14 protein-coding genes and 1 pseudogene are annotated in these 18,987 nt (G+C 60.9%); 1 reads left to right on the top strand and 14 read right to left on the bottom strand.

All coding sequences use genetic code 11. The features are described from left to right. Window positions 1-82: 82 nt before the first annotated feature. Genes KGB23_RS26585 through KGB23_RS26570 form a run of 4 tightly spaced genes read right to left on the bottom strand, consistent with a single transcriptional unit; the run spans window position 83 to window position 4,778 of the window. Window positions 83-580 (bottom strand): GNAT family N-acetyltransferase, encoded by a 498-nt coding sequence (locus KGB23_RS26585; RefSeq protein ID WP_223433188.1) that lies wholly within the window; start codon window positions 578-580, stop codon window positions 83-85. Window positions 581-591: 11 nt separating this feature from the next. Next, window positions 592-2,688, bottom strand: coding sequence for a biotin/lipoyl-binding protein (locus KGB23_RS26580; protein ID WP_223433187.1), 2,097 nt, complete (start codon window positions 2,686-2,688; stop codon window positions 592-594). Then, the gene (locus KGB23_RS26575) at window positions 2,689-4,008 is read right to left on the bottom strand and encodes an efflux RND transporter periplasmic adaptor subunit (RefSeq protein WP_223433186.1); all 1,320 of its coding nucleotides are present in this window, start codon (window positions 4,006-4,008) and stop codon (window positions 2,689-2,691) included. It abuts the gene before it with no gap. After that, window positions 4,005-4,778, bottom strand: a complete 774-nt coding sequence (locus KGB23_RS26570; RefSeq protein ID WP_223433185.1) for an efflux RND transporter periplasmic adaptor subunit — start codon at window positions 4,776-4,778, stop codon at window positions 4,005-4,007. Before KGB23_RS26570 ends, KGB23_RS26575 begins: the two co-directional genes overlap by 4 nt. A 496-nt stretch (window positions 4,779-5,274) precedes the next feature. Here KGB23_RS26570 and KGB23_RS26565 point away from each other — a divergent pair. After that, a pseudogene (locus KGB23_RS26565) lies at window positions 5,275-5,963 on the top strand (NYN domain-containing protein). Here the strand turns inward: KGB23_RS26565 and KGB23_RS26560 are convergent. The 10 genes from KGB23_RS26560 to KGB23_RS26510 form a co-directional block, all read right to left on the bottom strand. Beyond that, window positions 5,944-7,500: an efflux transporter outer membrane subunit gene (locus KGB23_RS26560; protein WP_223433184.1), complete on the bottom strand. Its 1,557-nt coding sequence runs from the start codon at window positions 7,498-7,500 to the stop codon at window positions 5,944-5,946. The pseudogene KGB23_RS26565 and the gene KGB23_RS26560 overlap by 20 nt on opposite strands. Further along, a complete protein-coding gene (locus tag KGB23_RS26555; RefSeq protein ID WP_223433183.1) occupies window positions 7,497-8,567 on the bottom strand; it encodes an HlyD family secretion protein in 1,071 nt (356 codons plus the stop codon). The genes KGB23_RS26560 and KGB23_RS26555 overlap by 4 nt, the downstream gene beginning before the upstream one ends. Window positions 8,568-8,593: 26 nt before the next feature. After that, a complete protein-coding gene (locus tag KGB23_RS26550; RefSeq protein ID WP_223433182.1) occupies window positions 8,594-10,129 on the bottom strand; it encodes an MFS transporter in 1,536 nt (511 codons plus the stop codon). A 215-nt stretch (window positions 10,130-10,344) separates the two neighbouring features. Further along, the gene (locus KGB23_RS26540) at window positions 10,345-11,271 is read right to left on the bottom strand and encodes a LysR family transcriptional regulator (RefSeq protein ID WP_223433181.1); all 927 of its coding nucleotides are present in this window, start codon (window positions 11,269-11,271) and stop codon (window positions 10,345-10,347) included. A 200-nt stretch (window positions 11,272-11,471) separates the two neighbouring features. Further along, the gene (locus KGB23_RS26535; RefSeq protein ID WP_223433180.1) at window positions 11,472-12,338 is read right to left on the bottom strand and encodes an ABC transporter permease; all 867 of its coding nucleotides are present in this window, start codon (window positions 12,336-12,338) and stop codon (window positions 11,472-11,474) included. Window positions 12,339-12,358: 20 nt separating this feature from the next. Continuing rightward, window positions 12,359-13,219 (bottom strand): ABC transporter ATP-binding protein, encoded by an 861-nt coding sequence (locus KGB23_RS26530; protein ID WP_223433179.1) that lies wholly within the window; start codon window positions 13,217-13,219, stop codon window positions 12,359-12,361. Between the two features lie 5 nt (window positions 13,220-13,224). After that, window positions 13,225-14,250 carry an ABC transporter substrate-binding protein gene (locus KGB23_RS26525; protein ID WP_046047244.1) on the bottom strand — a complete coding sequence of 342 codons (1,026 nt, stop codon included), beginning with the start codon at window positions 14,248-14,250 and terminating at the stop codon, window positions 13,225-13,227. 18 nt (window positions 14,251-14,268) lie between these two features. Continuing rightward, complete coding sequence (locus tag KGB23_RS26520) at window positions 14,269-15,165, bottom strand: TauD/TfdA dioxygenase family protein (protein ID WP_223433178.1); 897 nt, start codon at window positions 15,163-15,165, stop codon at window positions 14,269-14,271. Between the two features lie 302 nt (window positions 15,166-15,467). Then, window positions 15,468-16,835, bottom strand: coding sequence for an HlyD family type I secretion periplasmic adaptor subunit (locus KGB23_RS26515; protein WP_223433177.1), 1,368 nt, complete (start codon window positions 16,833-16,835; stop codon window positions 15,468-15,470). Beyond that, window positions 16,825-18,981: a type I secretion system permease/ATPase gene (locus KGB23_RS26510; protein ID WP_223433176.1), complete on the bottom strand. Its 2,157-nt coding sequence runs from the start codon at window positions 18,979-18,981 to the stop codon at window positions 16,825-16,827. Before KGB23_RS26510 ends, KGB23_RS26515 begins: the two co-directional genes overlap by 11 nt. Window positions 18,982-18,987: the final 6 nt, after the last annotated feature.

The raw sequence follows: 18,987 nt of genomic DNA, 5'->3' as shown, positions 1-18,987 counted from the left end.
AGCGGTGGGTCAGTCGGTACAAATGCCACTGACCCACCGCTTTCGCGAGCAAGCCCGCTCCCACATTTGATTGGTGGTGTATTCAACCCTGTGGATACCACACCAACCGCTCCGCCGCCGGGTTGCGCTCCTCGACCTGAAACCCCAGCGCCAGGTAATGCTGGCGCGCATGGGGATTATTGGCCCAGACCACCGTCGCTACCGGGCAACGAACCTGTTGCGCGGCTTGCTGCACACCTTGCAGTACCTTGCGGCCATAGCCCTGGCCGCGAGCCTTTGGAATGAACGCCAGGTACAGCACACGAATCTCATTCGGGCCAAAATCGGTGGTCAGCGCACCGATGGCCGTGTCGAGCTTCTCGATCACGTAATGCATTGCGTTGGGGAAGCGCTCCCCCAGCCCTTGTTCCTGTACCTGAAATTGCTGAGCCACCACCTGCTCAACCATTTCCGGCTCACCGTCAATCCATTGCAGATCCGGCCGTGCCGACTGATAAAGACTCTGCAAAAAAGCCCCATCGCTGGCCCGCGAAGGCCGAACCACCAAGCCGTCGGCCGCCACTGAATCGGTATTTGCCATCGTTGCGCTCCTTAAAAACCGCTTTCCCTTACGCCTAGCGCTGCCAACCGCCGCCAGGCGACACCCAGCAACGACTCGCCTCGCCCTTGCAACACCACAATGCCGCGCAAGGGTTGCACCGGGGTCGGTACGTCCTCGAGGACGCTCAACCGCGCCCCATATTGAGCCTGTACCGGCTCCGCCCTTTGATGCTGATCCCGGCGCACGGCAATCGGCCCATGGTGATCGGAGGTCAACGCTTCCTGATCGACAAAGGCCGCACCGTTGGTGTCGATTTCGCTCAGTTGCACGGCGATCGCCGGGTGCATCGGATCGTCGGCGATGAAGCGTCCGCTGGCGCCCGTGGCGACACGCCAGAGCTCGACTTCGGCCAGATAACCGCGCAACCGCGCGCCGTCTTCGACCACCCGCGCCAGCGGATCTTTGGTCGATAACCAGCGACCGACCGCCAACTGAGGCAACAGATCGCGCACCTTGCCGGCGTGGGGCGCTCGCAGCAGCAGGCGCTCACGCTGGGCGGCCAGGCCTCGGTATTCGGCGACCGCTTCGGCCAGGCGCTGTTCGACGATACCGGCGTCGGCGGCGGTTTCACTGCGGCTGGCCTGACGGCGCATCTGCAACTGCTGGATCTGGATTTCGCGGCGGACGATGGCCTGACGCGAATCCAGGTCCGGGGATTCCAGTTCAATCAACACCTGGCCCTGGGCAACCGCTTGACCATCGTGAACATTCACCGTTTTCACCCGCGCCGCGACTGGCGCGTGCAAGGCACTGGCGCGGCCAGCCTCCAGCATCGTCGGCAACTCCACGGCGCTGCGCCACGGCACGACCAGCATCAGCAACAGCCCAAGCAAGGCCAGGCCACTGAGCAGCACCCGAGGCGCATGCGCCTGTTCACGGCGAGTCCACCATTGCCGCCATTCACTCATGATCGGCAGGAAGATGAACCACACCAGTTCCACCAGCATCAGGAAAATCCCCAACACCTTGAAGAACAGGTGGTAGACCGCCAGCGCAATCCCGAAAAACAATGCCGCGCGCCACAGCCACGAGCCGTAACCCCAGATCAGCAAACGCCGTTGCATCTTCGGCGACCATGGCTCCGGCGCCGGCGCACCGTAACCGAATAAAAACTCACGCAAGCGCCAGCGACAAAGGTCAAACGCTCGACCTTGAAGGTTGTCGACCTGCCAATAGTCGCTGAGCAAAAAATAGCCATCAAACCGCATGAACGGGTTGAGGTTGATCACCAACGTGGTCATCCAGGTGGCGCTGGCGAGCATGAAGGCCGCCGTGCGTCCGGGACCGTCTGGCAGCAGCGACCAGGCGAGCAGCGCGATGCTCGCCAAAAGCAATTCCGCCAGCACGCCGCCGGCGCCAATCAGCAGTCGAGCGCGACGATCATTGACCCGCCAGGCGTCGCTGACATCGGTGTAAAACATCGGCAGCAACACCATGAACGCCACGCCCATGCTCTGCACTCGACAACCGGCGCGCTTGGCCATGAAGGCGTGACCGAACTCGTGACAAAGCTTGGCGAAGAACAGCGCCACGCCGAACGCCAGCGCGCCACCGAGGCTGAACAGATGCGGAAAAGTCGCGATAAAGCGCTGCCAGTCCCGTGACACCAGAAACACGCCAAGGCCCAGGGTTGCCGGCAACCCGTAGCGCAACGCGCGCGGACCGAAGCGCTCCAGCCATGGCCAGGCCCGATTGAGAAAAGCGTCCGGACGCCACAGCGGAATGCGAAAAAACAGGTATTGGTGCAGCAAGATCTGCCATATCGATTGCCGTTGAGCGGCCGCTTTGAGGCTGTAACTGGCACGCTGTTGGGGATCGAGGGCGGTGATCAGATCGTGGCTGCGCAAAAAAACCAGCAATTGCTCAAGCTCCGCGCCATCGAGCGGTAAACCCGGTTCGCGGTTGGCTGCACGCAGCACTTGCTCGGGATCACCCAAGGACCAATGGCGCAGCAGGCGCATCGCCGCCACGCCAAGTTTGAAATAGCGACCGCGCACCGGATCGGCCAAGGTCCAGCGCGGCGAGCCATCGAGCGCCGGTGATGCAGGCGTCAGCTGCAAATCTGCACGCAGGTTCGGCAGGCTCATCTAAAGCCCCACGCTCTGGCGCAAACCGGCCAGGGGTTTACGTAACAGGTACAGCGCCAGCGGCGCACGGTCACCGAAGACTTTCGCTGTCCCTCGCAACCCGATACGCGGTGGTGTTTGCTGGAAACTGGCGTCGAGTCGATACGCCAATTGTCCGCCAGCCGTGGGCTGTGCTTCATAAGCCGCGCGCTCGAGCCGGGCCAGATGCCGTTGCAACGGATCACTGTCGAGAAACAACGCGACCTGTGCGCCAGGTTCCAGCGCAATCGCATCGCCCACCGCCAGTTCGATGCGTAACTCCGCCTGGGTCGGGTCGGCGATTTCCATCAACCGCTCGCCGGTCTGCACCGGTTTACCGGTCCAGCGTTCCGCATCGGCGAACACCGCAATACCGCCCCGTTCGGCGCGTACTTCGCTGCGCTTGAGCAATTCGCGGGCGTAATCGCGTTCAGCGCGTTTTTGCTCGACTCGCGCAGCCAGCAGATCGATTTTCGAGCTCGATTCGGCATCGGCGAACGAGCGTTGGGAATTGGCCTTCAGCTCAGCTTCAGCAACACCCAAGGCGCGCTCGGCCACGTCGGCCTGGGCCCTAAGCGTGGTGCTTTCAAAGCGCAACAACAGGTCGCCGGCTTTCACCGTCTGATTGGGTTTGACCAGAAACTCGGCAATCACCCCGTCCAGCGGCGCCGCAACAACTCGGCCGCCCAGCGGAACGACTTCGGCCGGAGCCAGCACTGATTGGCGCACCGGAATGAGCAGCCCGAGCAACACCACCGCGACCAGCGCCACCTGACGTTTTCGCGTCCAGCGCAGCCGCCACGGTTTGCGCGGTTGCAGCGCCAGCCAGGCGTGGCTGTAGGTGTCACCCAATTGCGACAGCAACACTTGCTCGGAAGGATTCCACGGCAGATCCCGCGCCAGCCACAGACCGCCAAACACCTCACCTTGGTGATCAATCAGCGGCAGCCAGAACACCTGAGCCGCGGAAAGACTTTGCCAGTCCGCCTGAATCGATTCGCTGAGAACATTCGCCTGAATCACCCGCGCCTGTTTCAGCACCTCGAGCTTGAGCAACTGCGCCACTGCCTGCTCGACAAACGCCACGAACGGTGCATTCGGCTCCACTGCACTGACGCCCGTCACGGCCTGCACTTTGCCGGCAATCAACAGCGCCGCGTGGCGAAAACCGAACAGCGCCTGACCGTCATTGACCAGGCTGTAGGCCAGTTGCGCAGGCGTGCGAGCAGCGCGGGTCAGGCGTTCGAGATCCAGAAACCTTGCGAACACCTGCTCAGCGCCGCCCGTGACCGGGGCGTTCACTTGAACTCCGCGAAACGCGCCGTGCCACTCATGCCGGCCAGCAAACCGTTGGCGTTGGGAAGCGTTGCCACCAACAGCAAGGTCTGACTGCCTTCGTCAATCCGCGCGCCGAGGCGTTTGACCGTGGCATCCAGTGGCTGACCGGTTTCATCGGGAACAAAACTGAAGATCTGGCCAGGCTTGAGCCGGGCCATCCAGCGTGACGGCACCAGCAGATGAATTTCCAGGGTGCGGTTGTCGACCACGTCCAGTAACGGCGTGCCGGCAGCGACGCTTTCATAACGCTTGACCTTGCGCTCGACGACCTGGCCATCGAACGGCGCCAGCACGCTGCAACGTTTGACCTGAACCTGATAAACCTGGGACTGCGCCTGAGTCTCGCTGACCTTGGCCTCGGCCCGCGCCACTTCAAAACGCCCGACCGAATTCAACGCCGCCAGTTGCTTGTTGTGGGACAGCTCTTCTCCAGCGCCACGGCTGGCAGCCTGGGCCGCATTGAGCTGGGCCTGATAAGCCGAACAGTCAAAACGCGCCAGGGTGTCGCCCTTCTTGAACGACTCACCCTCACTGAACGGCAACTCGACAATACGCCCGGACAACTCACTGGCCAGCACCGCCTGATCCCGGGCTCGCAGCACGCCACGGGCCTCGCTGCTGGCGTTTGCACTGCCGCTGCTGTCCAGCAGCGGATCATCGGGCGCAGGTGTTTGCGCCTGTACAACACACGTTACAAAGGTCAATCCAATAACCCACACACGAACACGCCGCATAACCGTTACTCCCTGACGGATGAGCGGAGTCTATGACAGCGTGGGTGGACGTCAAGGAGATAGATGTCCTTGGATAGAAATGTGCTGTTTCAAAATAGACAAATTTCTCAGCACAGATACTTGGGCTTTCCTCCAGTACCTCTCGGTAATAAATCCCACATCAAATTGGGAACATACATTCAATCGATACGGAGAGCAGCGGTGGACACTTCAAACTTTTATCGAAATGCAGCACCTCGTCACTCTTCCTGTAGCAATCACTAATAGATCAGGCCAACAACGCCTTGACCATCACCTAGGCCGGTGATCAAAACTGACTCGCCGGCGCTGGAGTGCATGCCGTCGTGCAGCTCCTGGTCAATCGGTGGTTGACGTGCGTGGCGAGCACGACTTAGGATTGCTCCAACTCAACCCCGTACGCAGAGATTCAGTTCTCTGGCAGTTGGGGTGAAGAAACCGGCCTAGGCCGGTTTTTTCGTTTTTGAGGATTAAGTTAGTGCGCACCGCTTTTTTTGTTGATGGCTACAATCTGTTTTACGGGTTGCTCGCGGGCACTCCCTATAAGTGGCTCAACCTCAAAGGTCTGCTGGCCCATGTCGCACATATCGAAAACCCGCAAAGCTCAATCATCTCCGTTGATTACTTCACTTCTTCCGTCAAACCGATACTCGCCACTCGGGGCAGAATCTCGAAAGAGGCTCAAGACTCCTATGTGCGAGCACTGAAAGCGACCAAAGTAGCAGTGCACTATGGCCGGCACTCGCTCGAGCCGGCGAAAGCTCCGCGCTTCATAGACAGGAAAACAGGTGCTTCACGTCAAGACAAGGTCGACATTTGGAAGCTTGAAGAGAAAGAAACGGATGTTCACATCGCGATCAGCATGTACCGCACTGCTACCAAGCAAGCCGCTCTTGAAGTGCATGACCGTATTGAACAACTCGTACTGGTTTCCAGCGACACAGACATGACTCCAGCCCTTAAAGCTATTCGCGAAGATTTTCCTGACATAACTATCGGGGTCATTCTTCCTCATCGAGCTGAATTGAACTGTCCTTCACCAGGTTCGCTAAAGGAACATTCCCATTGGATGCGTCGAGTCATCTCTGCAGAAGAGTTGCAGTCACACCAGTTCCCGGAACGCGTGCCTACCCGTAAACGCCTGCCATCAAACCGGATTATTGGTAACAACATCTGCCAGCGGATACACCGACTCCCATCCCCCACCCAACGCCTTGTACAACCCGACCATCGCCAACGACACCCCGGTCGAACTTTCCACAAACTGCTCCTGAGTCGCCAACAGCGCGCCTTGCACGGTCAGCACGTTAACGAAATCCACCACCCCTTCCACGTATTGCTGTTGCGCGGTACGCAGGGCGATCTGGTTCTGGCGGACGGCTTCGGCAAGGCTGTCGCGGCGCAGTTGGCTGGCGTTGTAGGCGGTCAGTTGATCGTCGATTTCATGCCAGGCGCGCAGCACGGTTTGCTGGTAGGCGATGGCGGCTTCCTGTTGTTGGGCTTCGCGCAAGTGCAGCACGCCGCGCAGGCGACCGCCGTCAAACAGCGGCAAGCTGAATTGCGGGCCGATACCGAACGAACGCGAACCCCAGGAGCCGAAATCACTGAGCTGCATGGCTTGCGATCCGATGTTGCCCGACAGGGTGATCCGCGGATAGAAATCGCCCTTGGCCACACCGATGCTCGCGGTTGCGGCATGCAGGTGGGCTTCGGCCTGGCGGATGTCCGGACGGCGTTCGGCCAGTTGCGACGGCAGCCCGATAGCGACCTGACGCGGGGTTTGCGGCACCGGGGCGTCTGTGGATAACTCGGCGGACAGCGCTTGCGGCGGCTCGCCCATCAGCAGGCTCAAGGCGTTGATCAGTTGCGACTGGCGCTGCTCCAGCGCAGGCAAACGCGAATCGATGGCCGCTACCTGGGCGGCGGCTTCGGCGACATCCAGGTCGGTGGCGACACCGTCGGCCAGGCGCAGCTGCGAGAGTTTCAGGCTGTGGCGGGCGACGTCGAGGTTCTCCTCGGTGACAGCTCGCGTACTTTGCACACCGCGCAGCTGAATGTAGGCCTGGGCGGTTTCGGCGAGCACCGACAACAGCACGCCGCGCTGGTCGTTTTCCGCGACTTCCAGGGTGGCGTCGGCGGCTTCGGTTTCGCGACGCACACGGCCCCAGAAATCCAATTCCCAAGACGCGGAGAAGCCTGCGTCCCACAGGTTGTACGCCGAGTCACCGTTGTGTCCCGACGGATCGTTCAAGCCTTCGCCGCTGTTGCGTTTACGCCCGTAACTGCCAGTGGCGGCGGTATTCGGGTAACGGTCGGCGGTGATCACCTGACGCACAGCGCGGCTTTGCTGCAAACGGCTGCTGGCGAGTTTCAGGTCGAGGTTGTCGGTCAGGGCACGTTGAGTCAGGGCCGAGAGTTTCGGGTCGTTGAACACCTCCCACCAGCGTTCGTCCATGGTCTCGGCGACGGCTTGGCTGGCGGCGGACGTAGATGGTTTCGACCACTCGGCGATTTGCGGTGCCTGAGGCTTTTGAAAGTCCGGGCCGACGGTGCAGGCTGAAAGGCTTACGATCAGCAAGGCGCAAAAGGTCAGTTGAGGCTGACGGCCTCTTCGCGAGCAAGCCCGCTCCCACAGGGGACCGCGTTTCAATGTGGGAGCGGGCTTGCTCGCGAAGACGTCAGCCCTATCAATGAAAATCTTCATCGTTGCGCGACCTCATGCTCATTGGCGCTGGCGCTTGCAGTATCAATACTCGCCTCAACCGACATCCCAACCCGCAACCGCTCGGCCAATGCCTGACCCGGATCAAGGACGATTTTCACCGGAATCCGCTGCACCACCTTGGTGAAGTTGCCGGTAGCGTTGTCCGGCTTGACCGAGGCGAACGTCACACCCGTGGCCGGTGCGATGCTCTCGACGCGACCGCTCAGGGCCTGGCCGCCGAGGCTGTCGACACGCACTTGCACGTCCTGCCCTGGCTGCACGTCGGTCAGTTGGGTCTCCTGAAAATTGGCGACCACATAGGCCTGCGCAAGCGGCACCACCGCGAGGATTTTGCTCCCCGGCGTGACATAGGCGCCGACCCGAACGGCGCGCTCGCCGACCATACCGTCCTGAGGTGCAACGATGCGCGTGTAGGACAGCTCGTAGCTGGCCATTTCCAGCGCCGCTTGCGCCCGTTTCAGTCCGCCTTCAGCCGCGTCACGCTGAGCGGTGAGGATCTCCACCTGCTTGCGCTCCGCCGCCAGCATTGCCGTCACGTTAGCCAGCCGCGCGGTGGCCTGATCGATGCGGGTCCGCGCTTGTTGAGCGTTCTGCACCGTGCCGGCGCCCACTCCGGCGAGGTGGTTGTAGCGATTCAGTTCATGCTCGGCGAAGGCCATTTCAGCCTTGGCCGACACGACCGTGGCTTGGGCCTGAGCGATCACCGAAGCCTGACGTTCAAGGGTCGCACGGGCATTTTGCAGTTGCGCCCTGGCCACCAGGGTTTCGGCGTCTGCCGCTTGGGCGGCGGCTCGCAGATCGCGGTCATCAATCAACGCCAGCAACTGCCCGGCCTTGACCTGCTGGTTGTCCTCCACCAGCACTTCCTTGATGAACCCGGCCACGCGCGGCACCACCAGCGTGAAGTCCGCCGAGACAAAGGCGTCATTGGTGTTCTGCTGCGTGCGCTTGCCGAACAGGCCGGGCGCCAGCCAATACACCAGCACCCCGAGCGCCACCACCGCGGCGACGCCAACGGCCACTTTTTGCTTTGATTGAGTCGTCATAAAAACCTTCTGTTTCAGTGAAGCATTCAAGTCGGCCCGCGCGGCGGATAGATCCGCGTCGGCAGCCAGAAAATCAGCAGGATCAACGCCAGTGCGACGCCGGCCATGCACAGATAAAGGTCCGATGCCGTCAGCACCACGGCCTGCTCATGCAGCCGGTGGGCAAGGCCCGCGCTGTCGCTGTCGACCAGGGGTGAGTTGCCGAGGCTGTCCACCAGCATCACCGAGTGGAAATGCAGCCTTGAGGTGGTCAACGCCTCCAGTACGCCGGTGGCGATTACCGCCGCCAGGCCTTTTACGGTGTTGAACCAGGCCGAAGCGAAGGGCCCTTCCATCGGGCTGATGCTGCCGGTGGAGAGCATCAACAACGGCAACACCGCCATCGGCTGACCGAAGATTTGCAGCAGTTGCAGGACGTAGAAGTCGTCGCGAATCCACACCGACGTCAGCTGCGACCCCCCGATGCAGGACAGCGTCAGCATGCTCAGGCCGATCCCCAGCACCCAGCGGCAATCGACCCAACGCAGGTTGCACAACGCCGCCACCAACGGCAGCGCGATCAACTGCGGCAACGCGGCCAGCAACATGATCGGCGCGGTCTGAACCGGGCGATAACCTTGAACCTGCGCCAGGTAGCTGGACGGAATAATGATCACCGCCAGCAACACCACCAACACCCCGGCCAGGGTCAGCAAAGCGAACGACAGGTTGCGGATGCCGAGCATCTGCAGCTTGAAAAACGGCATTGGCTGCGACCATTCATTGATCAGAAACAACACCAGCAACAGCAACCCACCCCCGAGTAATCCGCAGATCAGGCTCGACTCGAACCAGTCCAGCCGATTGCCTTGCAAAATGCCGATCACCAGCATGCAGATCGCCGGAAACCCCAGCAGCAAGCCGCGCCAGTTGAATTGTTTGAAGCGCTCCAGGCGTAGCGGGTCCTGGGGCAAGCCATACGCCACCGCGACCATGGCGATCAGGCACGGCACGATGATTTGCCAGAAGGTCCACTGCCATCCGACGTGTTCGGTCCACAACCCGGCCAGTGGCGTGCCGAGGCCTGGGCCGAACGTCGCGGTCAGCGCGTAACCCGCCAGACCATAAAGCTTCACGTTGGCCGGTAAAAAGCGCAGCGCGACGGTCATCAGCATCGGCGGCAACGCACCGCCCGCCAAGCCTTGCAAGGTGCGCATGACCAACAGGCTTTCGTAGTTTGGAGCGAACGGGCACAACACGCCCAACAGGGTGAATGCGCTGATGGCGCAGAGGGTGAACCGTCGCAGCGAGAACGTCACCGAGCACCACGGCGCAAACGCCATGGCCGCCACCGAGGTTGCGGTGTAACTGGCGACCAGCCAGGTGCCTTCGTCGTAGCCGATGGCCAATGCGCCGCGGATGTCGGCCAGGGCAACCTTGGTCACCATCTCGTTCAGGCCCGACACCAGCACCGCCAACAACACGCCCACCAGGCCGATGATGATCCGCGGACCAAAGACCGGTGGCGTGACGGCAGCCGGGCTGGCCGCGGCGAGAGGTGCCGTGACCGTGAGGGAAGTCATGACTGCACGCTCCGGGAGTTTGAATACCGAAGCATTTTAAGAAGTGCGGGACCTTACGAAAATTGACTTATTGGCAGCTTATAAGTGCGCTGGACGCAGCAATACAAAACCCCTGTGGGAGCGGGCTTGCTCGCGAAGGGGCCATCACATTCAACATCAATGGTGACTGATACACCGCTTTCGCGAGCAAGCCCGCTCCCACAGTAGATCCGTGATCAACTTGAGGTGGGTTGCGCGGCCAGCCACGTCTCGTCGCAACAGGCCTTGAGGGTTTCACGTAGCCAGCGATGGGCCGGATCCTTGTCGAAACGTGGGTGCCAGGACTGGGTCAACATAATGGTCGGCAACGGAATCGGTAGCGTAAATGACCGCAGCTTCAAGCCCAGCCGCTGGACGCTCAGCAATGCCTCCTTGGGCACCGGCAGAATCAAATCGGAATCAGGCAAGGCAAACATCGCCGCATGGAAACTCGGTGCAATCACCGCCACCCGCCGCTCCAGCCCCAACGCATTGAGCGCGGTATCGATCGGGCCACGGGCGATGCCGCGACGGGACATGCTGATATGGGAAAACCCGGCGAAACGCTCGGCCGTAATCTCTTCGTTGAACAGCGGATGGTCTTCGCGAACCAGGCCGACGAAATGAGTAGAGAACAGATTCTGAATCTTCACTTCCGGGGTCAACGGCCGGGTATTGCTGATGCTCAGGTCGATCCGCCCTTCCCGCAGCGCTTCGTCATCGCCATCGCCTTCCGGCACAAAACGCAGTTCGCAGTACGGCGCCTGGCGATCCAGGGTGTCGAACAGCTTTCCGCCGTAAACGCCGACGAAAAAGTCATTGGCGCGAATGCTGAACCGACGGCGCAACGTGCCCAGCTCCACCGCATCGGCCGAACGAAACAACAGCGCGGCCTGTTCCACCACGTCACGCACCTGCTCGCGCAACGCCAGCGCCTTGGGTGTCGGCACCAAACCGCGACCGGCGCGCACCAGGATCGGGTCACCGATGGCCTCGCGAATGCGCGTCAGCGTCCGGCTCATGGCCGCCGGGCTGAGGTTCATCCGCCGCGCGGCGCCCACCACACTGCCCTCGTCGAGCAAGGCGTCGAGGGCGACCAACAAGTTCATGTCCGGGAGTTGCATGCTGAGCACTCGTGACTGATCTGGATTGATTCAGACGCAATGCTAGCAAACATCCCCGATCCATGCGGTGGCAGGTCCGGCCCCTTCGCGAGCAAGCCCGCTCCCACAGGTTTTGTGTCGAAAACAAAATCTGTATCCGCTCAAGATCCACTGTGGGAGCGGGCTTGCTCGCGAAGGGGCCAGACCTGCCACCGCAGAATTTAGCGCTGCATCCCCCACTGCTTCACCGTGACCCGCTCCAACGTGCTGAACACCAGGTTTTCCACCAACAAGCCGATCAGGATCACCACCGCCAACCCGGCAAACACCTTGTCGGTGTATAGCTCATTGCGGTTCTGGAAGATGTACCAGCCCAAGCCGCCCTTGCCACTGGTGGCGCCGAACACCAATTCAGCGGCGATCAGCGTGCGCCAGGCGAAGGCCCAGCCGATTTTCAGCCCGGCGAGAATCGATGGCAGCGCTGCCGGAATCAGGATGAACAGCACGAAGCGCATGCCTTTGAGGCCGTAATTGCGCCCGGCCATGCGCAAGGTTTCCGAGACACCGAGGAACCCGGCATAGGTGTTCAAGGCCAGCGCCCAGAGTACCGAATGCACCAACACAAAAATGAGGCTGTTCTGCCCCAGACCGAACCACAGCAGCGCCAACGGCAACAGCGCAATCGCCGGCAGCGGGTTGAACATCGAGGTCAACGTACTCAACAGGTCGCGACCAAACTGCGTCGACACCGCCAGCGTGGTCAGGGCAAACGCCAGCACGATGCCGATCAGGTAACCCTTGAGCAGCACCACCAGCGAAATCCACACCTTGCTCAGCAATTCGCCACTGAGCAAACCGTCATACAGCGCGCTCCCGGTTTGCAGAAAACTCGGCAGCAGCAGGTCGTTGTTCTGAACACGGGCAACCACCTCCCACAGGACCGCGAGCAAAATCAGGATCAGGCTTTTGCGTAACCAGCCTTGTTGCCACAGGCGCTGACCGAGCGGTAATTCACGCTCCAGCGGCACACTCGTCAGCGGCCGCAGCACCGTTTCAAATTCTTCACGCGGGGATGATAAAAGGCTCATCGGGCACTCCTCTCAATGGCTCAATAAGCGATGCGGATGTCGGAGAAATCCAGCTCACGCTCGGTTTGCGGGGACTGACCTTCATCGAACAACAACCGATGAATGCGCCGCGCCGACTCCTGAAAGGCCACGCCGCCGAGGCTGTGCAAGTCGTATTGATGGCTGTGGACTTCCGCCCGCACCCGACCCGGATGCGGCGACAGCAGCAGGATTCGATTGCCCACCACCAGCGCTTCTTCGATGGAGTGCGTGACGAACAGCAGCGTGAAGCGCACTTCTTCCCAGAGCAGCAGCAATTCTTCCTGCATCTTGCGGCGAGTCAGCGCGTCGAGGGCGGCGAAGGGTTCGTCCATCAAGAGGATTTTCGGCTGCATGGCCAACGCACGAGCAATCGCCACACGCGCTTTCATGCCGCCGGACAAGGTATGCGGGTAGGCGTCGGCAAACGCCGCCAGACCGACCTTGTCCAGATAGTACAGCGCTCGTTCCTCGGCCTCTTTGCGCTTCAGGGTTTTCGAAGCAAGCAGCGGAAACATCACGTTCTGTTTGACGGTTTTCCACGGCGGCAGTTGATCGAATTCCTGGAACACCACGATCCGGTCCGGCCCCGGGGCATGAACGGTTTGCCCCTGAAGACGAATCTCGCCTTCACACGGCTGGATGAACCCGGCGACCGCCTTGAGCAACGTTGATTTGCCGCAACCGGACGGACCGAGCAGCACAAAGCGGTCCGCAGGATCGATTTCAAAACTGACCTGATGGGTCGCTCGAACCACCCGCTGAGGCGTGCGGTATTCGAGGCTGACGTTGTCGACCGACAGCAGCGCCTGGGCTGCCGCGATCGGTTTGCTGACCGTGTGGCCTTGCAAAGGGGCGTTCATCTCGGTCAGCTCCCTTGCAGCGGTTTGGCGTCCTGGAAGAAGTAGTCCTTCCACGAGTCCGGTTTGTTTTTGATCGCGCCGACGCGGTAGAGGAACTCGGCCAGCGGGTAAGTATTTTTCGGTGTGACGCTGAATTCGAACTGCGGGTTATCAATGATTTTCAGCAACGCGGCACGGTCGATTTTGGCCTTGGTGACGCGGATGTACGTGTCCGCCGCCGCGCCTTTATCGTTCTGGGCAAACTCGGCCGCCTCAGTCAGCGCCTGGACGAACGCCTTGTAGGTTTTCGGGTTCTCGTCGCGGAATTTCTCGGTGGCGAACAGCACCGTCGGCGAGTTCGGGCCGAGCACGTCATTGGAATTGAGAACAACGTGAACGTTAGGGTTGGCCAGCTCTTGATCCTGGAACGGCGGGTTGGAAAAGTGCCCGGTCAACTCGGTGCCGCCGGCAATCAGCGCTGCGGTGGCGTCCGGGTGAGGAACCGCAATGGTGTACTTGTCGAGGCGATTGAATTCCTTGTCGCCCCACTGCTTGGCGGCCGCGTATTGCAGGATGCGCGACTGCACCGACACGCCGACCGCCGGCACCGCGATGCGGTCCTTCTCGGTGAAGTCAGCGATGGTTTTGACCTTGGGATTGTTGCTCACCAGGTAGTACGGGAAGTTGCCGAGGGAAGCCACGGCTTTGACGTTCTGCTTGCCATGGGTGCGGTCCCAAATCGTCAGCAGCGGGCCGACGCCCGCACCGGCGATATCAATGGAACCGGAGAGCAACGCATCGTTGACCGCCGCACCACCGGAGAGCTGGGTCCAGTCGACCTTGATGTCGATGCCTTCCTGCTTGCCGTACTTCTCGATCAGGTTTTGATCGCGCACCACATTGAGCAACAGATAAACGATGCCGAACTGCTCGGCGATGCGGATCTCACCTTCAGCGTGGGCCACGGTCGGCGCCACCAGGCTGCCGGCGATCAGGCTGAAACCCAGGCCGATGGCCGCAGCCAGCGGTGCAAATGGAAGACGTTTGGACATGTGAGTTTCTCCGACAAATCAGAAAGGCGCGTCGCCCTGGATGGTGGTGCGATACAACTTGCGGCGCAGGTAGCTTGGGCATCCGGCGGCGAGATGAATCAGCGAACGGTTGTCCCAGAACACCAGGTCGTGGGCCTGCCATTGATGGCGGTAGATGTTTTGCGGCAGCACGCTGTGGGCGTAGAGCTCGTCGAGCAGTTGCTTGCTTTCGTCTTCCGGCAAACCAACGATGCGCGTGGTGAAACCCTCGCTGACGAACAACGCCTTACGGCCGTTTTCCGGGTGGGTACGAACAATCGGGTGGACCACTTCAGCGACCTGAGCCAGTTGCTCGGGCGTCAGCGTCGGGCGCCAGTTGCCTTCGAATTTGGTCTCGCTGTAGCGCGCCGTATAGGAGTGCGCCGCCGAGCGACCTTCGACGGCTTTGCGCAGGGCTTCGGGCAGGTTGTCCCAGGCTTTGTGCATGTCGGCGAACAGCGTGTCGCCGCCTTCGGACGGCAACTCCTGGGCGTGCAGCATCGAGCCCAGGCTTGGCAGTTCTTTATAGGAAAGATCGGAATGCCAGAACTTGCCGGCGTCGCCGAGGCCGATGGACTCGCCGTTTTCGATGATGTTGGAAACGATGAGAATTTCCGGATGCCCGGCCAGCAGGAATTGCTTGAGCACGTGGATCTGCAACACACCAAAACGGCGGCTGAAGGCAATTTGTTGCTCGGGGATAATGCGCTGGTCGCGGAACACCACGACGTGATGATCCAGGTGCGCGCGGTGGATGCGGGCGAAGTCTTGATCATTGATCGGGCGGGACAGGTCGAGGCCGATGATTTCGGCACCGACAGCGCCACTGAACGGGCGGATGTCGAAGGTTTGCGACGCGATATTCGCGGCGCTTGGGGAAGCCGTTGCTGCAGACATAAATCACTCCCACGCACGGCACGCTCAAGGGCGCGCGCGTCGATCAAGAAACTCACGGAGGTCCCGTGTTGGTTCGTGTCGTGCGGCGCGCCGATTGGTCGGCAGGTACGCAGGAGAATGACTTTATAGATATAAGAACTGAAATTTAAATACCGTTAGCGCATAACTATATGGCTTTTGAGGTGTGTTGCCTTTTGGGCCTCTTCGCGAGCAAGCCCGCTCCCACATTGGATGTGTGTTGATCACAGAACCAATGTGGGAGCGGGCTTGCTCGCGAAGGGGCCATTAGCCCCAGCCGAGAACTATCGCTCGTGCAGCGCTTCGGCGCGGGCCCGAATAATCGGCTTGAGCAGGTAGCTGAGAATGGTCTTCTTGCCCGTGATGATGTCCACCGAAGCCACCATCCCCGGGATGATCAGCAACGGTTTTTCATCCGTCCCCAAGTGGCTGCGGTCAGTGCGCAGTTTGATGATGTAGTAAGTGGTTTTCTTGTCTTCATCGGTAATGGTGTCAGCACCGATCTGCTCAAGCTTGGCTTTGAGCCCACCATAAATGGTGTAGTCATACGCCGTGAACTTAACCGTTGCCTCTTGCCCCGGATGCAGGAAGGCAATGTCTTGCGGGCGAACTTTTGCCTCCACCAGCAAGGTGTCGTCCAGCGGCACGATTTCCACCAGGTCGCTGCCCGGCTGGATCACGCCGCCAATGGTGTTCACCAGCAGCTTGTTGACGATGCCGCGCACCGGCGATGTCACCAGCGTCCGGCTGACCCGGTCCTCCAGCGCCTTGCCGGTAGCCTGGGCCTTGTTCAGATCAGTGCGCGCTTCATTGAGTTGAGTCAGCGCTTCGCTGCGGAATTTGCCACGAGTCTCGTCAATCTTGCGCTGCACTTCCTTGATCGCCGATTGGGCACGAGGAATGGCCAGGGTGGTCGCGTCCAGTTGCCCGCGGGTTTCAACCTCGGCGCGCTTGAGTCGCAGCACTTCAACCGGCGATACCGCGCCCTGGGCCACCAACGGCTCGGACATGTTGATTTCCTGGCGTTGCAACGCAAGACCGTTGCGGTACTGCGACTGTTTGGAAGTGAACTCTCGCAGCTCTTGCTGACGCTGGATCAACTGCTCCTCCAAACCGCCAATTTCATCGTGCAACTGCTGACGGCGGCTGATGTACAGCGACTCTTCGCTGGCTGCCTGACCGGGCACGGCCTTCAGTACGTCAGCGGGGAAGTTCAGCGGACGGTCGTCGACTTCCGCGCTCAAGCGTTCGACTCGCAGCAGCATCGACAGCCGATCGGCCTCGGTTTCGCCGACGTTGGAGGCGAATCGCGTGTCGTCCAGGCGAATCAGCGGCGCGCCGGCCTCAACGATCTGCCCTTCGGTCACGAACAACTCGGAGACGATGCCGCCCTCAAGGTTCTGGATTTTCTGGATCTTGGACGACGGAATGGCTTTGCCGTCGCCCTTGGTGACTTCGTCGATCACGGCGAAGTTGGCCCAAAGCATCAGGAACACGAAGAAGCCGATGATCGCCCAGATGGTCAGCCGCACCACGCGTGGGGCGTCTTCGATCAGCGCTTTGTTGACCTCGGGAAGTGGCTGGCCATGCAGCGAATCGGAGCCTTTGAAATAACGGCCGATCGAATTCTTGAAACCCGACTTAAGCAACACCGATCTGCCCCTTCTTCAATGCTTCCATCACGGCGGCTTTCGGGCCGTCGGCGAGAATCTGCCCGCGGTCGATGACGATCAGACGATCCACCAGCGACAACAGCGAAGCCCGGTGCGTTACCAGCACCACGGTTTTGCTTTCAACCACCGCCGCGAGGCGTTGCTTGAGGCGTTCTTCACCGGTGTTGTCCATGGCGCTGGTCGGTTCGTCGAGCAGCAGGATCGGCGGGTTGAGCAGCAATGCACGGGCCAGGGCAACGTTCTGGCGCTGACCGCCAGACAGGTTCTGCCCGCGCTCGCCGACTTGCAGCTCATAACCTTGGGGATGAAGACGGGCGAATTCGTGGACGCCGGCCAGTTCGGCAGCTTGCAGCACCATTTCGTCTTCGACATAGCGCGCACCCGACACCAGGTTGTCGCGCAGGGTGCCGGCCAGCAGCTGGATGTCCTGCGCCACGTAACCAATGTTGTGGCGCAATTCGCTGACGTCGATCTGACGGATATCGACGCCATCCACCAACAGCGCGCCGTCGTCCGGCTGGTAGAGGCCTACGAGCAGTTTGGCCAGGGAGCTTTTCCCCGAGCCGCTGCGCCCGATGATGCCGATCTTCTCGCCAGGCTTGATGATCAGGTTGATGTTCTTCAACGCCGCGTTCTGTTGGTTCGGGTAGGTGAAGTTCATCTGCCGGCATTCGATGGCGCCTTGCAGGACCTTGCGGCTCAGTGGGCGTTCCTCGAAGTTGCGCTCTTGCGGCAGCTCCATCATCTGATCGACTGAAGTCATGGTCACCCGCGCCTGCTGGTAACGCGTCAGCAGGCCGGACAGCGAAGCCAGCGGGCTGAGCGCGCGACCGCTGAGCATGTAGCAAGCAATCAAACCGCCCATGCTCAGGTGACCGTCGATGATCTGGTACACGCCGAAGACGATCATGATCACCCCGGCCAGTTGCTGGATCAGCAAGGTGATGTTCATCGCCAGACCGGAGAGCATTTTCACCCGCAACTCGAGGCGGCTGAGGGTGCCGATGGTCTGCTCCCACTGATACTGGCGTTCGCTTTCGGCGTTGTTGACCTTCACCGCATCGAGGCCGGCGAGGGTTTCGATCAGGCTCGACTGCCGCTCGGCGCCCAGCGCCATGGTTCGCTCCATGGTCGCCACCAACGGCTTCTGCAAGGCATAGCCGATCAGCAGGGCAATCGGGAACGCCAGCACCGGGATCCATACCAGATGCCCGCCGAGAATCGCGATGACCATGAAGATCAGCAGCGTAAACGGCAAGTCGATCAAACTGGTGAGCGTCAGCGAGGCGAGGAAGTCCCGCAGGCTCTGAAACTCATGGATGTTCTGGGCGAAGCTGCCGACCCGGGCCGGGCGGTACTTCATGGCCATACCGACGATGCGCTCGAACAACGTGGCCGAGATGATCAGGTCGGTTTTCTTCCCGGCCAGGTCCAGGCAGAGGCTGCGCAGGCTCTTGAGGATCAGGTCGAACAGGTACGCCCCGGTGATGCCAATGGCCAACACCCACAAGGTCGATTCGGCCTGGTTCGGCACGACGCGATCGTAGACGTTCATCACGAACAGCGGCGCGGCCATGGCAATGATGTTGATCAGGAAACTGGCGGCGATGGCGTCGGCGTACAGCCAGCGCGACCGCTTGAGGGTATCGCGGAACCACGAGCGCGCGCGCGGGATCAGCGTGCCGTGATTGACGTCGAATTTGTGCTGGGGCTGGGCGAAGAACACTTTACCGATGTAGTCATCGGCCAGCAGTTCTCGGCTGACGACACTTTCACCGCCATCGCTTTCGCTGAGCAGCAGGCGCGCCTGGTCTTCACCTTGCCAACCGAGCAGGACGGCACTGCGACCATCCTTGAGCAGCAACAGCGCCGGCATGGCAATCGCCGGGATCTGTTCCAGTTTGCGTACCAGCACCCGCCCTTGCAGGCCGGCGCGAGCGGCCGCGCGGGGCAGCAACTCAACGCTCAGGCGCTGCTTGGGCAACGGCAGGCCGGTGGTCAACATCGCGGCGCTGGCCGGTTTCTGATGCAGGGTGCAAAGAGCCAGCAAGCCATCCAGTAACGGATCGTCGTGCAGCGCGCGTGGATCATGAATGAGTTGAACTCGACTGACTTCTGATTCCACGCTCGG

It is taken from the genome of Pseudomonas sp. GL-B-26 (assembly GCF_019947405.1).
Taxonomy (GTDB): domain Bacteria; phylum Pseudomonadota; class Gammaproteobacteria; order Pseudomonadales; family Pseudomonadaceae; genus Aquipseudomonas.
Note: the sequence above shows the minus strand (reverse complement) of the source record. Positions and strands in the feature narration are given on the sequence as shown.

What these genes read in the sequence shown, in the direction of transcription:
- KGB23_RS26555 (WP_223433183.1), bottom strand. Translation starts at nt 8,567, where the DNA reads ATGACGACTCAATCAAAGCAAAAAGTGGCCGTTGGCGTCGCCGCGGTG.
- KGB23_RS26585 (WP_223433188.1), bottom strand. Translation starts at nt 580, where the DNA reads ATGGCAAATACCGATTCAGTGGCGGCCGACGGCTTGGTGGTTCGGCCT.
- KGB23_RS26525 (WP_046047244.1), bottom strand. Translation starts at nt 14,250, where the DNA reads ATGTCCAAACGTCTTCCATTTGCACCGCTGGCTGCGGCCATCGGCCTG.
- KGB23_RS26540 (WP_223433181.1), bottom strand. Translation starts at nt 11,271, where the DNA reads ATGCAACTCCCGGACATGAACTTGTTGGTCGCCCTCGACGCCTTGCTC.
- KGB23_RS26580 (WP_223433187.1), bottom strand. Translation starts at nt 2,688, where the DNA reads ATGAGCCTGCCGAACCTGCGTGCAGATTTGCAGCTGACGCCTGCATCA.
- KGB23_RS26550 (WP_223433182.1), bottom strand. Translation starts at nt 10,129, where the DNA reads ATGACTTCCCTCACGGTCACGGCACCTCTCGCCGCGGCCAGCCCGGCT.
- KGB23_RS26570 (WP_223433185.1), bottom strand. Translation starts at nt 4,778, where the DNA reads ATGCGGCGTGTTCGTGTGTGGGTTATTGGATTGACCTTTGTAACGTGT.
- KGB23_RS26560 (WP_223433184.1), bottom strand. Translation starts at nt 7,500, where the DNA reads ATGAAGATTTTCATTGATAGGGCTGACGTCTTCGCGAGCAAGCCCGCT.
- KGB23_RS26535 (WP_223433180.1), bottom strand. Translation starts at nt 12,338, where the DNA reads ATGAGCCTTTTATCATCCCCGCGTGAAGAATTTGAAACGGTGCTGCGG.
- KGB23_RS26530 (WP_223433179.1), bottom strand. Translation starts at nt 13,219, where the DNA reads ATGAACGCCCCTTTGCAAGGCCACACGGTCAGCAAACCGATCGCGGCA.
- KGB23_RS26520 (WP_223433178.1), bottom strand. Translation starts at nt 15,165, where the DNA reads ATGTCTGCAGCAACGGCTTCCCCAAGCGCCGCGAATATCGCGTCGCAA.